At 50.7% G+C, this 20273-nt stretch carries 19 protein-coding genes; 11 read left to right on the plus strand and 8 right to left on the minus strand.

The window, feature by feature from the left end; translation table 11 throughout:
- Positions 1 to 26: 26 nt before the first annotated feature.
- Positions 27 to 1553 (minus strand): CYTH domain-containing protein, encoded by a 1527-nt coding sequence (locus IT774_RS14600; protein WP_232365009.1) that lies wholly within the window; start codon positions 1551 to 1553, stop codon positions 27 to 29.
- Positions 1554 to 1754: 201 nt separating this feature from the next.
- Here IT774_RS14600 and IT774_RS14605 point away from each other — a divergent pair, with 201 nt between their 5' ends.
- Positions 1755 to 2315 (plus strand): TIGR04211 family SH3 domain-containing protein, encoded by a 561-nt coding sequence (locus IT774_RS14605; protein WP_232365010.1) that lies wholly within the window; start codon positions 1755 to 1757, stop codon positions 2313 to 2315.
- A 742-nt stretch (positions 2316 to 3057) separates the two neighbouring features.
- On the opposite strand, the gene putA is transcribed toward IT774_RS14605, so the two are convergent.
- Positions 3058 to 6870 carry a bifunctional proline dehydrogenase/L-glutamate gamma-semialdehyde dehydrogenase PutA gene (gene putA, locus IT774_RS14610; protein WP_195810413.1) on the minus strand — a complete coding sequence of 1271 codons (3813 nt, stop codon included), beginning with the start codon at positions 6868 to 6870 and terminating at the stop codon, positions 3058 to 3060.
- A 672-nt stretch (positions 6871 to 7542) separates the two neighbouring features.
- Between putA and ftsB the strand changes: the two genes are divergently transcribed.
- The 9 genes from ftsB to rpoS all read left to right on the plus strand — a co-directional run bounded on the left by ftsB (position 7543) and on the right by rpoS (position 14091).
- Positions 7543 to 7833, plus strand: a complete 291-nt coding sequence (gene ftsB, locus IT774_RS14615; RefSeq protein WP_195812317.1) for a cell division protein FtsB — start codon at positions 7543 to 7545, stop codon at positions 7831 to 7833.
- Between the two features lies 1 nt (position 7834).
- On the plus strand, positions 7835 to 8548 hold the full coding sequence (ispD, locus tag IT774_RS14620) for a 2-C-methyl-D-erythritol 4-phosphate cytidylyltransferase (RefSeq protein WP_195810414.1): 714 nt from the start codon (positions 7835 to 7837) through the stop codon (positions 8546 to 8548).
- Between the two features lie 17 nt (positions 8549 to 8565).
- Entirely contained in the window at positions 8566 to 9045 is a 480-nt protein-coding gene (gene ispF / locus IT774_RS14625) for a 2-C-methyl-D-erythritol 2,4-cyclodiphosphate synthase (protein WP_269749769.1), read from the plus strand.
- Positions 9042 to 10109 (plus strand): tRNA pseudouridine(13) synthase TruD, encoded by a 1068-nt coding sequence (gene truD / locus IT774_RS14630; RefSeq protein WP_195810415.1) that lies wholly within the window; start codon positions 9042 to 9044, stop codon positions 10107 to 10109. Before ispF ends, truD begins: the two co-directional genes overlap by 4 nt.
- A gap of 49 nt (positions 10110 to 10158) precedes the next feature.
- A complete protein-coding gene (gene surE, locus IT774_RS14635) occupies positions 10159 to 10902 on the plus strand; it encodes a 5'/3'-nucleotidase SurE (RefSeq protein ID WP_195810416.1) in 744 nt (247 codons plus the stop codon).
- A gap of 38 nt (positions 10903 to 10940) precedes the next feature.
- Positions 10941 to 11576, plus strand: coding sequence for a protein-L-isoaspartate(D-aspartate) O-methyltransferase (locus tag IT774_RS14640; RefSeq protein ID WP_195810417.1), 636 nt, complete (start codon positions 10941 to 10943; stop codon positions 11574 to 11576).
- Positions 11573 to 12154: a YqaA family protein gene (locus IT774_RS14645; protein ID WP_195810418.1), complete on the plus strand. Its 582-nt coding sequence runs from the start codon at positions 11573 to 11575 to the stop codon at positions 12152 to 12154. The genes IT774_RS14640 and IT774_RS14645 overlap by 4 nt, the downstream gene beginning before the upstream one ends.
- 5 nt (positions 12155 to 12159) lie before the next feature.
- Positions 12160 to 13023, plus strand: coding sequence for a peptidoglycan DD-metalloendopeptidase family protein (locus IT774_RS14650; protein WP_332308860.1), 864 nt, complete (start codon positions 12160 to 12162; stop codon positions 13021 to 13023).
- Between the two features lie 75 nt (positions 13024 to 13098).
- Complete coding sequence (rpoS, locus tag IT774_RS14655; RefSeq protein ID WP_195810419.1) at positions 13099 to 14091, plus strand: RNA polymerase sigma factor RpoS; 993 nt, start codon at positions 13099 to 13101, stop codon at positions 14089 to 14091.
- Positions 14092 to 14130: 39 nt separating this feature from the next.
- On the opposite strand, the gene folA is transcribed toward rpoS, so the two are convergent.
- The 4 genes from folA to rplU all read right to left on the minus strand — a co-directional run bounded on the left by folA (position 14131) and on the right by rplU (position 16660).
- Positions 14131 to 14634 carry a type 3 dihydrofolate reductase gene (gene folA / locus IT774_RS14660; protein WP_195810420.1) on the minus strand — a complete coding sequence of 168 codons (504 nt, stop codon included), beginning with the start codon at positions 14632 to 14634 and terminating at the stop codon, positions 14131 to 14133.
- Positions 14635 to 14642: 8 nt separating this feature from the next.
- Positions 14643 to 15800, minus strand: coding sequence for an Obg family GTPase CgtA (cgtA, locus tag IT774_RS14665; protein ID WP_195810421.1), 1158 nt, complete (start codon positions 15798 to 15800; stop codon positions 14643 to 14645).
- A 275-nt stretch (positions 15801 to 16075) separates the two neighbouring features.
- The gene (gene rpmA, locus IT774_RS14670; RefSeq protein ID WP_195810422.1) at positions 16076 to 16333 is read right to left on the minus strand and encodes a 50S ribosomal protein L27; all 258 of its coding nucleotides are present in this window, start codon (positions 16331 to 16333) and stop codon (positions 16076 to 16078) included.
- Positions 16334 to 16348: 15 nt separating this feature from the next.
- Positions 16349 to 16660 (minus strand): 50S ribosomal protein L21, encoded by a 312-nt coding sequence (rplU, locus tag IT774_RS14675; RefSeq protein WP_195810423.1) that lies wholly within the window; start codon positions 16658 to 16660, stop codon positions 16349 to 16351.
- Between the two features lie 478 nt (positions 16661 to 17138).
- Here rplU and ispB point away from each other — a divergent pair, with 478 nt between their 5' ends.
- Entirely contained in the window at positions 17139 to 18113 is a 975-nt protein-coding gene (gene ispB, locus IT774_RS14680) for an octaprenyl diphosphate synthase (RefSeq protein ID WP_195810424.1), read from the plus strand.
- A 54-nt stretch (positions 18114 to 18167) separates the two neighbouring features.
- Here the strand turns inward: ispB and IT774_RS14685 are convergent, their stop codons facing one another.
- A complete protein-coding gene (locus IT774_RS14685) occupies positions 18168 to 18890 on the minus strand; it encodes a ZIP family metal transporter (RefSeq protein WP_195810425.1) in 723 nt (240 codons plus the stop codon).
- 22 nt (positions 18891 to 18912) lie between these two features.
- A complete protein-coding gene (pepQ, locus tag IT774_RS14690; protein ID WP_195810426.1) occupies positions 18913 to 20232 on the minus strand; it encodes a Xaa-Pro dipeptidase in 1320 nt (439 codons plus the stop codon).
- Between the last annotated feature and the right edge of the window lie 41 nt (positions 20233 to 20273).

Below are 20273 nucleotides of genomic sequence, written 5' to 3' on the forward strand. Positions count from 1 at the left end.
TTGATTCATTTGAAGGTTGATGGTGGCTACCAGTAGGTTTCGCCCTGCATGCCCATTAGGCGGGTACGCTCCATTACGGTCAGCAGGCTACGGGTTTTCTGGGCAACCCACTCATTCAGCTCAGCGGCGTTATCCGGCTCCACATCCTCAATCATAGTTTCCAGCATGGTCAGGGCTTTCAACTCTTCGATACCGGTCAGAATATCCAGCCACGGCGCCCGAAAAGCTTCCTTCTCACCATTAAATAAGTCTGCCAGCAAATAGCCATTCCACAGGGTCTGACGCAAAACAATTTCTACCGCTGTGTAGTTGGCCGCTGCCATTGACCGGGCTGAAGGCATGCTTTGCTGAACCGTTTGCCAGCCCTGAGACAACCAGCCGCGAGCATGCTCAATTGCCGGCGTGGCATAATGATTGGCTTCTTGGCGCCAGGGCAGCTCATGCAGCAAGCGGGTTACGCAAAGTTTGATTTCGGTAGATTGGGTTGAGTAAAACAGCCCCTCGGGATCATGAGCCTGCACCAGCCCGGCCTTGCGTCCCTGAATGTAACTTTGCAAAGAAGGATGACGGCTAAGGCATTTATTGAACAAACTTTTTCGGGACGCCAGATAGCGCAGCGATTGTAAGTCATCCTGCCACAACCACTGGGGCGTGTACTTCATCAGCAGGCTATGTAGCTCTAATAACTGAGGGCACTGTAACACCGGCAGATACAAAGAAACACACTGCAGCAATAACCGGATACTGCGGGCCACCTCGCCCAGCATTTTTACCGACCCGGTTTGCAGATAAAGATGTTCATGATGCTGCCAGTGGGTGAGCGCTTGTTGCGCGGCTGCCGTAAATGCCTGTTCGGTAGAGACCTGCGGTGGCAGGGGTAAAAAATCGGGCATGGGGTCTGTATGTGCTTTGACACCATTTAACAACTGGTAGCCCTGCGCCGCCTTGGAAACATCCGATACGGTAACGGGTAAAATGCTGTTGATGACCTCGGCAATGGCGAATACTGCACTGACCTCGCCCTGTTTTAGCTCCAGCTCAATCTCATTGATCGGCGATTGGGCTTTACCGGTGGTCGCTTCGCCTTCATCCAGCACTACTTCGACCACACTACCGTTGTAACTGACATCATAAGCAGTACGGGCAAAGTTGGTGGAAAACTGGCGCTCCAGCCTGGCATTGGCCGCACTGGCTTTAAACCCTTTTGGCCACACACTGGCATCAAAGAGGGTCAAATCGGGGGTGGCTTCATCCAAATCAATGTTGTATTCAGCCCGCTCATGTAAGCCGCCACTGATTTTGCCCCGGGTTTTTAAGGTTTGCTCAAACACGCCATCGTTACCACGCACCCGAAAACCAATTTTATGTTTTTGAAAATCGTGTTCAGGGGTATCATAGTAGTCGTTTTGCAGCTGCATTTGCTGCGCGGTGGCCACTTGCATGCCCAGTTGGGTTAACGCGGGTATCACATTGTCAGCAAACGCATTAACAGCGTGGCGCGGAGTAATAAATTTTAATTCAATTTCGGCCATGAAAGGTGTGTTTGCAGGCATCAAGGTTCATAATGCTGACACCTTACCCCTGCCAGTCAAAATTGGCAATGGGCGGGCATAGGTTCCTCAGAAAATCTGCCCGGTAACCGCAAGACCCGACAAAATAACAGATTCAATCGTTCTGTGGACGGCATGAAGCTTGCCTTTAGGATTCACAGTCTCTAACATCTTTTGCTGGTTTAACAAGTTTACGGATTCTTTATGTTACGAAAGTGGCTTACGATCATGCTGATCGCGTTGTCTTTTCAGGCTTTTGGCCTGCAGGATGCTCCGAAAATGGAGCCCTCGTCTTCTCATTACATCCGGGATGACTTGTATGTATTTATGCACACCGGGCCAGGACGTAACTATCGCATTTTAGGCAGCATTGAAGCCGGCACGCCTATTACGGTTCTGAAAAACAATCGCGATGCCGAGTTTATGCAGATTCGTGAGCATAAGGAAGATCGTACTGGCTGGGTGGAGTCAAAGTTTGTCAGTGACGAAATGTCGCGGGCTGAACAATTGCCCATCATCAGCCAGAAACTGGCAGACAGTCAGGCCTCACAACAAGGGTTACAGTCCGAAAATGGCCGGCTCAAACGCCAGCTATCTGAAGCCCAGCAACAACTGACCCAGCTTTCCAGCCAAACCGAGAGTCAGAGCCGGGAAATCAAGCAGCTCTCAACTCAACTGGAAAACCAGGAAAAGGATGAGATGATTAAGTGGTTCACCCGGGGTGGGATGGTGGCCGGCGCCGGCATTTTGTTAGGGTTATTCTGACCTACATCCCAAAACGACGCGGTCGTAGCAGCGAGTGGGTCTAGTTTGAGATAAAGATCCCATGGCAGAGGTCGCGGGGCTGGCCTGCTAGCCTCAGTGTAAGGCGTATAGCATCTTATCAGCCTGACAATTGCCTTGAGCGCCCTGCCCCCAGCCCAAAACGCCCTGTCCTTATCGGGGCGTTTTATTCATAGCATGCGGTTTATATCGCCTCTTTTAACCAGCAGGTCACCACCTATCCACACCCGAAGCTGAGTTAGCCCTGATTTGGCCCTGGCTTAGCCCTGACGAGAACATCATCGCGCTGGAATTAAAACCCCAGGCCAGACAGCGGCTGGCTCAGCGCTTACGTTTGCAGGCCCGCCAGCCGGCGATATAATTAATTTTGTGTGTTGGTTAGGGTGAGTCAACAGCCACAAAATGCACGAGCCTATCGGATGTTTTATCCCCATTGTACCAATCACATCGCCTCTTTCTACGACCAGGTACTTAGCTATCTGCCCCTAGGCCAGACTTAGCCCTGATTTAGCCTTGATTCGGCCCTGACTTAGCCCTGAAGTGGGCCTGAGCAGGGAATCCTGGACTTAAAATTAACCCCCCACGTCAGGCAGCGGCTGTGTCAGCGCTTGCGTCTGCAGGCCTGCCAGCCGACGATATCATCGATTTTGCATGCTGGTCAGGATAAGGCCACAGACACAAAAAAGCCCCGACCAGGTCGGGGCTTTTTATTCTCAAGATAGCGTTAGATATCTTCTTCTTCGTCTTCAACCAGCGTCATCAACGACGTATTACCGCCCGATGCTGTGGTATCAATACTCACGGTTTTCTCCGTCAGTACCCGTTGAATCAGATTATCATTATATTCTGAGGTGATAACCGGCAGAATAGCACCACCTTCACGCGATGCCAGCATCGCCGAGATTTGTGCGGTTCTTTCAGTGTGAGAATCAACTACCACACCTGCCAGATCTTCGTCTTTAAGCAAGGCATCCAGATGTTTGAGTCGTGCAACCTGTAGCACGCCCTTAGGTGCGCCGGTAGCATTAAACTTTTTCTGGAATTCCAGTGCTTCTTCATAGAACAGATCAGAGACCACTGATACCACGATGTTACCTGTGGCCAACGCGGTGACGACGGATAGTGTCCAGTATTCAAAGGTTACGCCTTTATCGGCGAAACACACCAGAATGCCGCGTGGCTCCAGATACAGCTTATTCGACTCACCCGTTGGCCCGGGCAGGGTTTTCGGATTTTTCAGTCGACGCTCAATGGAAATCAGCTGTTGACGCGAGGTGGCCAGGGTCCGGTTAAGGTCATCGGCCAGCTCTTCAACAATATCCACTTTGGCAATTTTGGCCAGCAGCTGGCGCACATTAGACAGACGATCGTTTAATGGTGTATGGCGCCATTTCGCCTCTACTGCCAGACCATTGTCCATCAAAATCGCGGCTTCTTTTGCGTCCTTCTCATCACCCGACAGGGCCTCATCCAGCTGGTCCGGATTTTCTACCTGAGACGGCTTAGGCGTGGCCCGCTCCATCATCAGTCGTGGCAGATAGTTCGGTCCGCCTGCTTTCGGTCCGGTGCCTGATAGACCACGGCCACCAAAGGGTTGCACACCCACGATGGCACCAATCATATTGCGGTTAATGTAGACGTTACCGGCACGGCTTAAAGCCGCCAGTTCATAGGCACGATCTTCAATACGTGAATGAATGCCCATGGTCAGACCATAACCGGTGCTGTTAATTTCCTTGACCACATTTTCAATCTCGGTGCCTTTAAAGCGCACGATATGCACTACCGGTCCAAATACTTCACGCTCAAGCACGTTGATGTTTTCAATTTCATACAAGGTTGGCGGGAAGAAGGTGGCGTTGTCTGTGTCTTCTGGCAACGGACATTCGTGCAACAGCTTACCCTTATCCTTCATGTACTCACGGTGATCTGTCAGCGTCTTCAATGCTTTTTCATCAATTACCGGACCGATATCGGTCTTCAGGTACATGGGGTTGCCCACATCCAGCTCTTTCATCGCGCCAATCAGCATTTCGGTCAGATGGTCAGCAATGTCTTCCTGAACATACAGCACCCGCAAGGCCGAGCAGCGTTGTCCGGCACTTTGGAAGCCAGAGAACACAATATCATCCACCACCTGTTCGGGTAGCGCGGTGGAATCCACAATCATTGAGTTCTGACCACCGGTTTCCGCAATCAGCGGCACTTGTTCACCACCACGGGCTGCCAGGGTCTGAGAAATCAGGGTGCCGGTTTCTGTAGAACCGGTAAACATCACGGCCTTGATACGCTCATCTGGCAGCAGTGTTTCGCCAACATCTTTACCCGGACAAATCAGCAGTTGTAATGCATCTTCCGGCAAACCTACCGACTGCATAATCTCGATACAGCGGCGGGCAATTATGCTGGTTTGTTCCGCTGGCTTGGCAATAACCGTATTACCGGTTACCAATGCTGCAGCCACCTGGCCGGTGAAAATGGCCAGTGGGAAGTTCCACGGTGAAATACACAGCACAACACCTCGAGGCTGCAGACGCTGATCTTCATCCAGTTCACGGGCTCGCACGGCATAATATCGTAAGAAATCAACCGCTTCGCGCACTTCGTCGATACTGTCCTGGGCCACTTTGCCGCCTTCGCGGATACAGATGGCAATCAGCTCGCCCATATGCCGTTCAAGGGCATTGGCGGAGCGTTCCAGAATATCAGCACGTTCTTCCACCGAGCGCTTCGACCAGCTGTTGAAGGCGGCATCGGTTTTATCCAGTGCCGTACGCATTTCGTCAGGCTTAGCGTACACATGGTAGCCCACGATGTCGGTATGATCAGCAGGGTTACGCACGGCGGTACCATCTTCGGGGATATCACTTTCACTGACGCTGTAAATCTTATTCCAGCGCTCCAGCTCATGCTGTAAGGCATTTACCGAGATATGATCGGTGAGATCCAACCCACGAGAATTATCACGTTCTGGTGCATAAAGACCACGCGGGGGTTTAATTTGGTTATTATAACGGTTTTTCAGACGCTGAGTCTTTTCTACCGGATCTTCAAGTAACGACTCAACCGGTTTTTCGTCATCCACGATAGCATTAACAAACGAGGAGTTGGCGCCGTTTTCAAGCAAACGTCTTACCAGATAAGCCAGCAGCTCTTCATGCTCACCCACCGGCGCATAAACCCGACACTGGATGTTGTCTTCTTTTACTACCTGGTCATACAGCGTATCGCCCATGCCATGCAGGCACTGGAATTCAAAGCCGTCTTTATCGTCACCGGCCAGCTCCAGGATCACCGAGGCGGTGTAGGCATTATGGGTCGCAAACTGCGGATAGATCGTATCGCGATAATCCAGCAGGCGGTTAGCACACGCATGGTAGGACACATCGGTAGAGGATTTACGGGTAAATACCGGGAAGGTTTCCAGACCCATTTGCTGGCTCAGTTTGATCTCGGTATCCCAGTACGCACCTTTCACCAGACGTACCTGCATGGTACGGCCGGTTTCTTCGGTAAGCTTGCGGACCCAGTCAATGACATGCAAACCGCGTTTCTGATACGCCTGAACCGCAAGACCAAAGCCGCTCCAGCCTTCCAGATCCGGATCTGTAAAGACTTTCTCGATGATATCTAATGACAGGTCCAGACGATCCGCTTCTTCAGCATCCACAGTAAGGCCGATATCATATTCTTTGGCCATCACACACAGCTCTTTTAACTGCGGTGGGATCTCAGACATAACCCGGTCGTATTGCAAAAATTCAAACCGCGGGCTAAGCGCCGACAGTTTGACCGAGATACCCGGAGAAGCTTTAGGACCACGGCCTTTGGCTGCTTTACCAATTATTTTAATAGCATGGGCATAAGAGTCATAAAAGCGTTTGGCATCCGCGACCGTGCGGGCGGCTTCGCCCAGCATGTCATAAGAATACACATACCCTTTTTTCTCTTTTTCACGAGCCCGGTCTACCGCGTCCTCAATGGTTTCGCCCATAACAAACTGGCGGCCCATTACGCGCATCGCGATATTCATCGAGCGCCGGATTACCGGCTCACCTAAACGCCCTAAGGTGCGTTTAAGCAGGCCAAATTGTTCGCTTTTACGTTTGTCGGCATAGTTAACCATACTGCCGGTTAACAGCAGGCCCCAGGCTGAGGCGTTTACAAACAAGGAGTCGGAATTGCCTAAATGTGGGGTCCACTGTCCCTGAGACAGCTTATCGCGAATCAATTCATCCTGAGTTTCTTCATCAGGAACCCGCAACAGTGCTTCGGCCAGACACATAAGCACTACACCTTCAGCAGTGGAAAGCGAGTATTCGTTTAGCAGCGCATCGACGCCACCATGGCCTTCTTCTTCGCGACGTATTTTAAGCACCATTTTGCGGGCACGCTCCCAGGCGCGACTACGGGCGCGGGGATTTACCTCAGCAATAGGCAGAATTTGGTCAATTGCCACGGATTCATCGATACGATAATGATCGCGAATCCGCTGACGAATTGAAGTCAATGTATTGAGGTCTTGGTTAGTAAGCATTACTCGCCTTCTAAAATTCAGTTCGAATATAATGTAGGGTTTCGTCAGGCACACCGTCTCGCTGTTTTGCTTATATTGCAAGCGAATTCGCCAAGCCAAAGAAGCTGCTAAATAGTGTGTTTTCGATTGCCTGTGCTGGTTATAACTCCTGAGTCTCTTGAAGAGATCAGAGTAGTGGTGAATATTTTGCCGATATTAGCACAAAATGAACGCCCGCCAACCCTTATTATTAAAGGCTTTGGGTCACCCATGACCGGTTGGTTTGATTCGCAGATCAATAACATAAATTATCGTCCTTCAGCTAAATTCTGCAAGCTGCTAAACTAAGGCAAGGACGCTGTTAAGATATTTTAATTTGTGCCGGAATTTTGGATGTGCGGGCGAAACGAGCTGATGGTAAAAAAACCGCTTCTTTGCTAAGTCCGCCAAAGGTGCTGTATAAATATCGAACTACAACTTTTTAACTAAAGATTTGGTTAAACGTTGATTTTTGAACCCTTTATCTTTTTTTAGGTTCCAACACTTTATTTTTGAAGCTTTTGTCTCGATAACAGGGCCTGTGTCATTTATCTTCAGGACCAAAACTTTTTGCTTATCTTTGGCTTTTGCCTATGCAATTTAAGTAGCAAACGGCATAATGACAAGCCGGACAAATAACAGGGGGAGGCTGTGGTGCTTAAAGACAAATGGATCCCGGTTTTACTGCTGGTACTGGTTGCGCTGCTTCAATACCGGTTGTGGTTCGGCAAAAACAGTATGCTTGATTACACCGAATTAAAAGAAGAGGTGCATCGTCAGTCATTACAAAATGCCAACCTGGCCCAGCGTAATGCGTTACTGGAAGCCGATATCAATGATCTGAAAATCGGCCTGGAAGCCATTGAAGAACGTGCCCGTAATGAACTAGGGCTGATTAAACAAGGCGAAACCTTTTATCGAATTTTGCCCTCAGAACAGCAGTAACATGACTCAACACCCCCCTATTATTGCCGTAGTGCCCGCTGCCGGTGTTGGCAGCAGAATGCAGGCGGATCGCCCTAAACAATATCTGACTATTCATGGTAAAACCGTACTGGAACACACTTTCAATGCGCTGTGTGACCACCCGCTGATTACCAGGGTGGTTGTGGCGGTAAGCCATGATGACCCCTATTTCGACGCATTGTCGGTGGCGCGCGCGCCCTGGCTTACCCGGGTAACTGGCGGGCATACACGCAGCGAATCGGTTCTGGCCGCGACTGCAACGTTACCCGATGCCAGCTGGGCGTTGGTGCATGATGCCGCCCGCCCCTGTTTGTCCCATAAAGATATTGATGCGCTGATTCAGACCGCGTTAACCTCGTCGGTGGCCGGCGCTATTTTAGCCACCCCGGTTCGCGATACCATGAAACGGGCACAGCCCGACCTGACTGAACCGGCGTTAATTGCACATACTGAAAATCGGGAGCATTTGTGGCACGCTTTAACCCCGCAGATGTTTCGGGCGGACCAGTTACGCGCCGCCTTAGAGCATGCGCAGCAAGCAGGGATCCCCGTCACCGACGAAGCCTCGGCAATGGAAGCATCGGGTCATGCGGTAGCCCTGGTGGATGCTAATCCGGCCAATATTAAAATAACCCGTCCGGCAGATATGCCATTAGCGCAATTTTATCTTTCTGCCCTTCACGACAACAGTTAGTTTTACACAGGTGAATTATGCGAATCGGACATGGTTTCGATGTACACAAATTTGGGGGCCAGGGGCCGGTAATTATTGGCGGTGTGGCGATTGAGCACGAGTCAGGTCTGATTGCTCATTCTGATGGCGATGTGTTGTTGCATGCCTTATGTGATGCGTTACTGGGCGCCGCCGCGCTGGGCGACATCGGCGCGCACTTTCCTGACACCGACGATAAGTTCGCCGGTGCTGACAGCCGTGACTTATTACGCCACGTGGTGGCCATTATCCATGAGCAAGGCTACACCCTCGCCAATGCCGATATGACGATTGTGGCGCAGGCGCCGAAGATGGCCCCACATATCGCTGCTATGCGCGCCTGTATTGCCAGCGATTGTCAGGTCGGGACGGCGCAAATCAATGTCAAAGCCACCACCACTGAAAAGCTGGGATTCACCGGCCGCAAAGAAGGCATCGCGGCCCATGCGGTGGTGCTGCTGGAAGTGAACCGCAAATGAATTTATCGACCCTAAACTGGCATTACCTGTCAGGTAAACCACAATCTACCGCCGTGTTTAAACAACAGGCCGAAGATTTTGTGGTGATTGAAGATCTGGGCTATCCGCTGACCGGCGAAGGTGAGCATCAGCTGATTCTGGTAGAAAAGCTGAATACCAATACCGCATTTGTAGCCGAAGCTCTGGCCAAATATACCGGGTTGCCGCTGCGCAACGTCACCTATGCCGGCCGCAAAGACAAGTTTGCCCTGACCCGCCAGTGGTTTGGTCTGCATGCCCCAGGGCAGGCTGATTTTGATTTCAGCCAGTTTGAGTTGCCCGGCGTCACCATTCTCAGCCACACCCGCCACAATAAAAAGCTGAAAACCGGCCAATTAAAAGGCAACCGGTTTACCATTGTGTTGCGTGAGGTAAGTGCCCCTGAGCAGGTCATCACCCGGTTTGAACAAGCTGCGGCCAATGGCGTCCCCAACTATTATGGTGAACAGCGCTTTGGTGTGGTCAGACACAATAGCGACGGGGAACGAACCGAAGGCGGCAATTTGCAATTGGCGCAGCGTATGGTGGCCGGTGAAACCATTCGCAACCGCAATAAGCGCTCGATGGCGTTATCGGCATTACGCAGCTTTTTGTTCAATTGTCAGTTGTCACAACGCCTTGAACAGGCCTGCTTTAATCAGGTGCTCACCGGCGATGCCCTGATGCTGTCCGGCTCTAATAGCTTTTTTATCCATGATGGCAGTGATACTAACGCCCAACAGCGTTATCAGGATAAAGACCTGGCGCCGTCGGCCGCATTGTGGGGTAAAGGTAACCTTCCTACCCATGGTGTGGTGGCCGGGCTTGAGCAACAAGTAGCGCAACAGTATGTTCCGGTGGCGGAGTTTCTGGCTGGGGCCGGACTCAAGCAGGAACGCCGTAGTATAAAAATCTGGCCGCAAAATCTTGAATGGGAACAACAAGGTGATACATTAACCGTGTGTTTTTCGTTGCCCAGCGGCTGCTTTGCCACCTCAGTATTACGCGAATGCGCGGTACTGACCCAGGCCACCCCGCCCGCCTGAAATTCCCCTCAAGAAATGGGGAACCGGGTTTGTATGATTGGAGTACAGCATGAAAATTCTATTAAGTAACGATGACAGCGTATTTGCCAAAGGGATCCATGCCTTGCACGAGGCCTTGCAACAACATCATGAGGTGACCGTTATCGCCCCGGATCGCAATTGTAGCGGCGCCAGCAATGCATTGTCGTTACATCAGCCTCTGCGCATTCAACAGCTCGACAATGGCTTTTACTCGGTGAACGGCACCCCTTCTGATTGTGTGCATCTGGGGGTTAACTGCTTTTTGGAAGAAGAGCCCGACCTGGTGGTTTCAGGGATTAATCATGGCGCGAACCTCGGGGATGATGTGATTTATTCAGGCACCGTGGCGGCGGCCACCGAGGGCCGTTACATGGGCCTGCCTGCCATCGCCGTGTCACTGGCCAGCCATGAAGGTAACTATTTTGAAACGGCGGCTCAGGTAGTGCTGGATATTATTTCCAAACTTAAACATCATCCATTGCCCGCTAACCAGATTTTAAATGTTAATGTACCGGATATCCCTTATGCTGAACTGTCGGGGATAAAGGTGACACGACAAGGCCGCCGCCATCGCGCAGAAGGCATGCAACCCAGTCAGGATCCGTTTGGGCGTACTATCTATTGGTATGGGCCGGCCGGCGCCGAACAGGATGCCTCTGAAGGAACCGATTTTCACGCCATTGCTAATGGCTATTGCTCTGTGACGCCACTGGATGTGGATATGACTGCCCATCAAAGTCTCGAAGAAATGAAAGACTGGCTAAACAAATAATAACAACAATGTTTTTCGTTTAGGAAACTTACACGCTCATGAGATCATCGAGAAAAGGGGAAACTCTCGCTGAACTGCTCTACCAGGAAGGGGTGAGAAATCAGCAGGTATTAAACGCGGTGGCGGCAACGCCGAGGGATTTGTTTTTACCCGACGCGTTGCGCCATAAAGCGTACCAGAACACAGCGCTGCCTATCGGTCAGGGACAAACCATCTCCCAGCCTTATATCGTGGCTCGAATGACGGAATTGCTGCTCGAAGCCACCAATCAGCCCCGTAAAGTTCTGGAAATCGGTACTGGATCGGGCTATCAGACTGCAATTCTGGCACAATTATTTAATGACGTTTACAGTGTTGAGCGAATCAAAAGCTTACAGTTCCAGGCTAAACGCCGAATGAACCAGCTCGATCTGCACAATATTGCCATGAAACATGGTGATGGCTGGAAGGGCTGGGCCTCAAAAGGCCGGTTCGATGCCATCATTGTCACCGCCGCAGCCAGTAGGGTGCCTGATGATTTGCTGTTGCAAATTAACGAAGGCGGCCGCTTGATTATCCCTGTCGGTGATGAGCAACAACAACTTCTTTGTATTGACCGTATCGATGGCAAATTGCTCACTCAAACCGTAGAAGCAGTGCGCTTTGTGCCATTGATCGCAGGAGATCTTCAGTGAAAATATTCCAGCCATGTTACGACATGGCCTTGAGGTGGTCGCGCCATCGTCATGCCAGCCGTTATTTAGGTGGCCTGAGCTTTGCCGAGTCTATGTTCTTCCCCATTCCGCCCGATGTCATGCTGGCGCCTATGTCCTTGTCACAGCCCAATCGTGCCTGGTATTTTGCCATGCTTACTACCCTGACCTCGGTGCTGGGCGGGATTGCCGGGTATATGCTGGGCTATTTTACCTTTGAAGCCTGGCTGGAACCCATCATTATGTCGGCTGGCTATGCAGACAAGCTGGCTACGGCTATGGGTTGGTTTGAGCAATACGGCGTCTGGATTGTTTTTCTGGCCGGATTTTCGCCTATCCCCTATAAGGTATTCACCATTAGCGCCGGCGTGCTGCAAATGGCGTTCTTACCCTTTATTGTGGCTTCGGCGATTGGCCGGGGGGCACGCTTTTTTCTGGTCGCCGGTCTTATGCGTTGGGGCGGTGCGCCGATGGAAGCTAAACTACGGCAATATGTCGAGGTGCTTGGGTGGGCTGTGATCGCGCTGGCGATTCTGGCTTACTTTTTTGTAAAAGGCTAACCAGATTGGCTGGCGGTATTGGGCGGGTAGGATGGCTAGTGTTATTGATGGCGCTGCTGGACGGGTGCGCCTCTGAGCATGCGCCTGCCCCGCTGGTGGTGCTTGATAGCCAGCCAGAGACCAAAGACTTTCACTACCGCGCCGCTACCTATACTGTGAAAAAAGGGGACACGCTTTTCGCCATTGCCTGGTATGCCAACAAAGACCACAAGGACATCGCACGCTACAACCGATTGTCTGAACCTTACCAGATATTTCCGGGTCAAACCTTAAGATTAACCGCCCCGGTGCAGGCTGCAAACAAGCCTGCACCCAAACCACAAAAAAGCCGCCCCTCTGGTCAAACCACTCAAATATTAGACAAAAGGCGTGTTGACCGGCCTATAGAGCAGGCGTATGTTGATAGTGAAAATAATGTTAACAACCAGCCGGTTAAAAGCGTCAGTAAACCGTCAAAAAGCGCCAAAAAACCGGTACGGCGGACCTTTCCGACCCAGGTCAAACAATGGATGTGGCCCGCCTCTGGAAAGTTAACAGGTACCTTTAATCGGGGTGAGTCAGGTCGCAAAGGAATTACCATTAGCGCAGCAGCGGGTACACCTGTTCTTGCATCAGCAGCAGGGAAAGTAGTGTACGCGGGCAATGGTTTACGGGGCTACGGTAACTTAATCATTATTAAGCATACCGATAGCTTCTTAAGTGCCTATGCCCATAATGAGTCTATCCAGGTTAACGAGCAGCAATGGGTTGGCGCAGGTCAGCAAATTGCGACAATGGGAAACAGTGGCACTGATTTCGTAAAGCTTCATTTTGAAGTGCGATATCGAGGAAAATCATTAGATCCTCTTCGCTATCTGCCGAAACGCTAAACTTATAACAATAAATAATAATTATATGCCAAGGAGAACGTCATAAGGTAACCATGTATCACAGGAGATGCCGCTATGGGACAAACAAAAACGGCTGTAACCCAGTCTAAGTCTCGCACTGAAAAGGACCATGTCGACACGATCGATATGAAGGCAGAAACCCCCTTAAATGAGGAACTGAATCAGGAAAACGATGTTTTCTCAATACCCGAAGAAAACTATAAAAATCTCGATGCCACTCAATTATATTTAGGTGAAATCGGGTTCTCTCCCCTGCTGACCGCTGAAGAAGAAGTGCACTTTGCCCGTCGTGCTCTTAAAGGTTGTGAAGCCTCTCGTAAACGCATGATTGTGAGCAATCTTCGTCTCGTGGTTAAAATTGCGCGTCGTTATAACAACCGTGGCCTGGCCCTGCTTGACTTGGTGGAAGAAGGCAACCTGGGCTTAATACGAGCCGTAGAAAAGTTTGACCCTGAGCGTGGCTTTCGATTTTCCACCTATGCGACCTGGTGGATACGTCAGACTATCGAACGCGCCATCATGAATCAAACCCGCACTATCCGGTTACCGATCCATGTTGTAAAAGAACTCAATGTTTATTTACGCGCCGCCCGTGAATTATCGCAAAAGCTTGATCACGAGCCCACTGCAGAAGAAATCGCCCACGCCTTAGACAAGCCGGTGGAAGATGTTACGCGGATGCTGCGTCTTAATGAACGTATCACGTCGGTAGACACACCCATCGGGGGGGAAAACGATAAAGCACTACTGGATATTCTCGCCGACCAGGCCGACCACGGCCCTGAAGGAAATCTGCAGGATACCGACATCAAATGCAATATCGTTAAATGGCTGGAAGATCTAAATCCGAAACAACGAGAAGTGTTGGCACGCCGCTTTGGTTTACTTGGCTACGAGCCCAGTACGCTGGAAGATGTAGGGGCTGAAATTGGTCTGACCCGGGAGCGGGTGCGCCAGATTCAGGTCGAGGCCTTACGCAGACTGCGGGATATGCTTAGCCATCAGGGGCTGTCACTGGAAAACCTGTTTGACCATATGGGCGAATAATCTTTGCACCATAAAAAAACCGCCTGACTGGCGGTTTTTTTAGGCTTTGCGCTCTAGCGTCACAAAGGTATAGTCGTACGGATTTTTTGCATCGGCCTTACAAGCCTTATGATGAACTTCCTGCCACTGCCCCTGATTGTGATAGTCAGGAAAATACGTATCCCCTTCAACCTGCAAATCAATATGGGTCAGGTACAACACATCGGCCTGCGGCAGTAAGGCGTCATACACCTTACCCCCGCCGATTACCATCACTTCCTCAGCCTCATCGGTATGTTCAGCCGCCAGCTTTAATGCGGCATCCAGACTGCTGACAATCACCACACCCTCGGCTTCAAAGCCCGGATTCCCGGTCACCACAATATTGGTGCGATTAGGCAAGGGCCGACCTATCGATTCAAAGGTATTACGACCCATCACCACAGGTTTGCCACTGGTAATCGTTTTGAAGTGACGAAGATCGGCAGGTAAATGCCAGGGCATACCATTGTCCGATCCAATCACCCGGTTATTCGCCATAGCGGCAATCATCGCGATTCTCATGCTAACCCTTACTTACGATACTCAACTTCAACATCGTAGTCATCATCATCCCAATCATCGTCATCAAGATCGTCATCGGCTTCCTGTAAAGCATTCTGATGATAGCTGTCCCATTTAAAGGTGACCTCTTCCTCATCAATTTCCTGCTCTTCCGGGGCCGGTAGGGTTTCGATAAAGTCCATAACATCACGACACAAGGCGTCGGTATGCATTTTTTGGAAAGCCGATATTTTATACACCGGTCCTTCCCAATTAAGGGCCTGGGTGACTTTCTCCACGACCTCGTCGACTTCATCTTCAAGCAGTAAATCTGCTTTGTTGAAAATTAACCAACGGGGTTTATCCGCCAGTTTTGGACTGTATTTTTCCAATTCCTCAACAATGATTTTCGCATTTTCGGCCGGATCGCTCAGATCCGCTGGCAGCAGATCAACCATATGCAACAGGATCCGACAGCGTTCCAGATGCTTCAAAAAGCGAATGCCTAAGCCGGCGCCTTCCGCCGCCCCTTCGATGAGTCCGGGAATATCCGCAATCACAAAGCTACGCTGAGCATCCTGGCGTACCACCCCTAAATTGGGCACCAACGTTGTAAACGGATAATCCGCTACCTTGGGTTTGGCTGCAGAGACAGAGCGAATAAAGGTCGACTTGCCCGCATTTGGCATGCCCAGCATGCCCACATCGGCCAGCAGCATCAACTCCAGGCGCAGGTTACGAATTTCACCAGGTGTGCCATTGGTTTTTTGCCGCGGCGCCCGATTGGTACTGCTTTTAAAACGCGCATTACCCAAGCCATGAAAGCCGCCTTGAGCAACCTTCAGCCTTTGCCCATGCCGGGTCAAATCGCCCAGCACTTCGCCGGTTTCAATATCAGTCGCCCGGGTGCCAACCGGTACTTTCATAAACAGATCTTCACCGCCGCGGCCGGTGCAATCGCTGCCCTGGCCATTCTGGCCACGCTGGGCCCGATGAAAACGCTCAAACCGATAATCAATCAGCGTATTCAGGTTTTCGTCAGCCTCAAGATACACGCTGCCACCATCGCCCCCATCGCCGCCGTCCGGACCGCCTTTAGGAACATATTTTTCACGTCGAAAGCCTATGGTTCCATTGCCGCCATCTCCGGCTTCAACACGAACTTCAGCTTCATCAACAAATTTCATTTATAACTCCGGATTTAACCAGTTAGAACTGAGCAGGCAGGATGACAGCGTCCGCCGGCGGTAAAGCCTGCAGTTTACACTATTACGCGGCCCTCATCACTGAACAAGGGTACAAAAAGCCAATACGAGCCTCATTTTGAGTACACGGGCCTGGTGTGTTTATGAAGTTTTATACCAACAGAAGGTGAGTTACGATCGTATAAACAATCGTCTTAAAAACAAAAAACCCCGCTTACGCGGGGTTTTTTAAGCCATAAAGGCAAATGCGTTCGCGCTTATTCAGCTACGATGCTTACAAATTTACGGTTGTTCGGACCTTTTACGTCAAACTGAACTTTACCGTCTTTTAGTGCAAACAAAGTGTGGTCTTTGCCGATACCCATGTTGTCACCAGCGTGAAAACGAGTTCCACGTTGACGAACAATGATGTTACCCGCAAGAACTGATTCACCGCCAAAACGCTTAACACCTAAGCGTTTGCTTATTGAATCACGACCGTTTTTGGTACTACCACCAGCTTTTTTATGTGCCATGTGTTCGTGCTCCTATTATGCGTTGATACCAGTGATTTTCACTTCTGTGAACCACTGACGGTGACCCGCTTGTGTGCGAGAATGCTTACGACGACGGAACTTGACGATTTTAATCTTTTCGCCACGACCGTGCGTTACAACTTCAGCAGTGATCTTACCACCGGCAACTAAAGGGGTGCCAATCTTAACATCGTCACCATTGCTAACCATTAATACGTTATCGAATTCAACAGTCTCGCCTGGCGCGACTTCGATCTTCTCTAGACGAACGGTCTGGCCTTCAGCCACACGGTGCTGTTTACCGCCACTTTGGAAAACCGCGTACATATTCTACTCCGCTCTGCGTCTCTTGACGCTTCAATTCAAAAAACAGGGCGCGAATTGTACGTGAAACATCCGCAATTCACAACCCCGTAACGCACAAAATTTGTTTGTTTTTCACACGGGCCACGACTGCTGTACCAATTCGCAACATTAGGTGGGCAAATTTACCACAGAGATAGGTAAATTTGCATAATTATCTTACCTCTAACCCAGACTTTTTTGACATTTTACCGACTCTGATCTGCCCGGATCGCCGGGGATCCCATACAATACTGACTGAAAATCACTCAACAAACTCACAAAAATCAGGCTTTTGTCAGAGTTTTACTCTGTGAGTACTACAACCAGAAGTTTCACATCCGCACCCGATGCAAACAGGCCGGTTACCGGTTTTTTAAGACAATCAGGTGGCGTAGCGGCGCCAATCAGGTACAATCGCCTGCAAACCCACTGTACCTGTGTTTTATTTTTGCCGATGCATATGGACTTAGAGCAAATTCGGGAGCTTACCGCCAACGATATGAAGGCGGTGAACCAACTGATACAACAACAAGTCGATTCTGAAGTTTCGCTTATAAATCAGCTCGGATTTTATATTGTAAATAGCGGCGGTAAGCGGTTACGGCCATTGCTGACTGTATTAGCTTCCCGGGCGATGAATATCGACAATAACGATCATCACACCCTGGCCGCCATTATCGAATTTATTCATACCGCCACATTGCTGCATGATGACGTGGTCGATGAGTCAACGCTGCGCCGGGGCCGGGAAACCGCCAATGCCATCTTTGGCAACCAGGCCAGTGTACTGGTGGGCGATTTCCTCTATACCCGCTCCTTCCAGATGATGGTCAGTTTGCAGCGTATGCAGGTCATGTCTATTTTATCTGAAGCGACCAATCAAATAGCCGAAGGTGAGGTTCTGCAGCTAATGAACTGCAATGACCCGCAAACCAGTGAACAACGTTATTTTGATGTTATTTACGGCAAAACGGCCCGCTTGTTCGAAGCCGCCACACAACTGGCGGCGGTGTTGACCGAACAACCTGAGCCGGTAGAACGGGCGATGCAAAATTATGGCAAGCATCTGGGCACCGCCTTTCAGCTGGCCGACGATATCTTAGATTATGCGGCTGAAGCCGGTGAAATGGGTAAGAATGTAGGTGATGATCTGGCCGAGGGGAAGCCTACCTTACCGTTATTGTATGCCATGTGGAATGCCACCGATCCTAAACAAAGCGCTCTCATAAAGGCGGCGATTGAAGAAGCCAACGGCATGGAGCATCTGGCTGAAATTCAGGCTATTATGCATCAGACCGGCGCGCTGGACTACACCCGCGCATGTGCAGACAAAGAAGTTGAACTGGCGATAGAAAGCCTGTCTATCGTGCCTGACTCGCCTTATAAAGAAGCATTGATTTCCCTGGCGCACATGTCGGTGGAACGCACCAAATAATGTGCTTCAGGCAGCGGTAGCATAAGCCGTTCTTTACAGAACACAGCCAAAGGATTAGCTGTGTTCCAGCATATAGCCCACCATTCCGACCATAAAGCCCAGCACCGCGCCTATTGGCGGCAACCAGCTGTTATCCATCTGGATCTGCGGTGCAATATCCTGAAATACCGAGTATAGAACGCCACCGGCGGCAAATAGCATAATGCCTCCGACCACCATCGGATAAGCCGACAAAACATAAAAGCCAATTACTGCCATCACCGGGCCCAGTAATGCCATGCCTGCAAATTTCAGAACCAGTTTTGCAGGTCGGTGCTCGCCGGCAGCCGATTGCATCTCACGGTAAGAATTGAAGCCTTCCGGCAGGTTTTGTACACCAATCAGAACCCCGATAAGCAGGGTGCTGCCGCCCATAGCGGCTGCAGTACCAAGGGCAATAGACTCTGGAATGAAGTCTGCCAGCATTGCCGCCAGTTGGCTGGCCGGACTGTCATGCGCAGCCAGATACCGGTCCAGTGCCATAAAGCTTAATGCTCCGCCCAGCAGGCAGGCTGCGGCGCTTAAGGGTCCGTGATGGGCGACGCCGTCGGGGACCAGTACCAAAGCCACTGCCGAAATCAGCGCCCCCGCCCCCAATGCCAGTACCCCATGTCTGACTTCCTGTTCAAGCCATTGCGGCTGTAATTTGTCAACTTTAGCTAACAAAGCGCCGGCGGGCATTGCCATTCCGGCTAACAGGGCAATTGCCAGTACATACAGGATACTGGATTCGGTCATATCCACCGTCCCGCACTAAGGATTAATTCAGGCCAAGATCCCGGGTCATGTTTTCATTGCGATCCCGGTGCACAATAATATTGTCTTCAATTCGAATACCACCATAAGGACGATAAAGATCCACCGTATCCCAGTTGATGTACTTCGAGGCCTCCGTGGCTTTCAAATCAGCCAGTAATGAGTCGATAAAATACAAGCCTGGTTCAATGGTAAACACCTGCCGCGGCTCCACAATACGGGTACAACGCAAGAACGGATGCTCCTCTGGCGCTGGCTTAGGAGTGCCGCGATCATCATTGACCATGCCGCCCACATCATGCACCTGCAGGCCTAAATGATGGCCAATACCATGAGGGAAGAAGGTGCGGGTGATACCTTGCTCGACAATATCCTGCGCCGGCAGATTCACCAGCCCGACATCGTGCAGAATCTGGGCAATGCCATCGTGGGCCAGCACATGAATATCGGTGTAGGCCACATTGGGTTTCAAGGTGTCCACCAGCGTGCGGGTGACTTTATCCACGCGCTGAATCAGCTCTGCAAAACGGTCATTTTCACGACTGTAAGTACGGGTAATGTCGGCCGCATAACCGTGATAGTTGGCGCCGGCATCAATCAGAAAAGACCGGTTGTAGGACGGTGCGGTGGTATCACACTGCATATAATGCAAAATGGCAGCATGCTCATTCAGCGCCACAATGCTGTTATACGGAACATCATTGTCGCCCTGGCGGCTGGCCGTGGCGTAAGCCAGATTGATGTCAAATTCGCTCATGCCTGCCTGAAACGCATCGGCGGCAGCGCGATGACCGGCGACCGCCAGTTTGTTGGCTTCGCGCAGACATTGCAGTTCGTAATCGGTCTTATACGCACGCTGATAATGCAGGTAATGCAGCACCCGATCCGGATTCACATTTTCAAACCCTAACGCTTTCGCCACTTCAATGTATTCGCCGATATATGCAAAGCGAGGCTTATCATAAGGCAGATGTTTTTCCACCGCATCAGCCTGCTTGAGCATGACAATATCAAAGTGTTCGGTCCAGAAATCATTGGGCTCAGGCGGCACTTTATGCCAAAAATCTACCGGGCGATAAAAAATGAGCTTTGGCTTATCAACTCCGTTCACCACCAGCCAGCAATTTGGGTTGTCGATGACCGGGAGCCAGGCTTTAAATTGTGGATTGACCTTAAACGGATAATGGTTGTCATCTAAAAACAGGCGCTTACCCTGACCTGAATGAATCACCAACCCATCCAGACCTTCACGCAGAAGCGCTTCTTTGGTGCGGTCCTGCAACGTGGCAATATGCTCTTTATAGGCGTCGTGATGCGTCGTCATAATTCCTCTTTGTCTGTTGGGGCGGCGTGCAGCCGCAAAGC

The organism is Salinimonas marina (assembly GCF_015644725.1).
Taxonomy (GTDB): domain Bacteria; phylum Pseudomonadota; class Gammaproteobacteria; order Enterobacterales; family Alteromonadaceae; genus Alteromonas.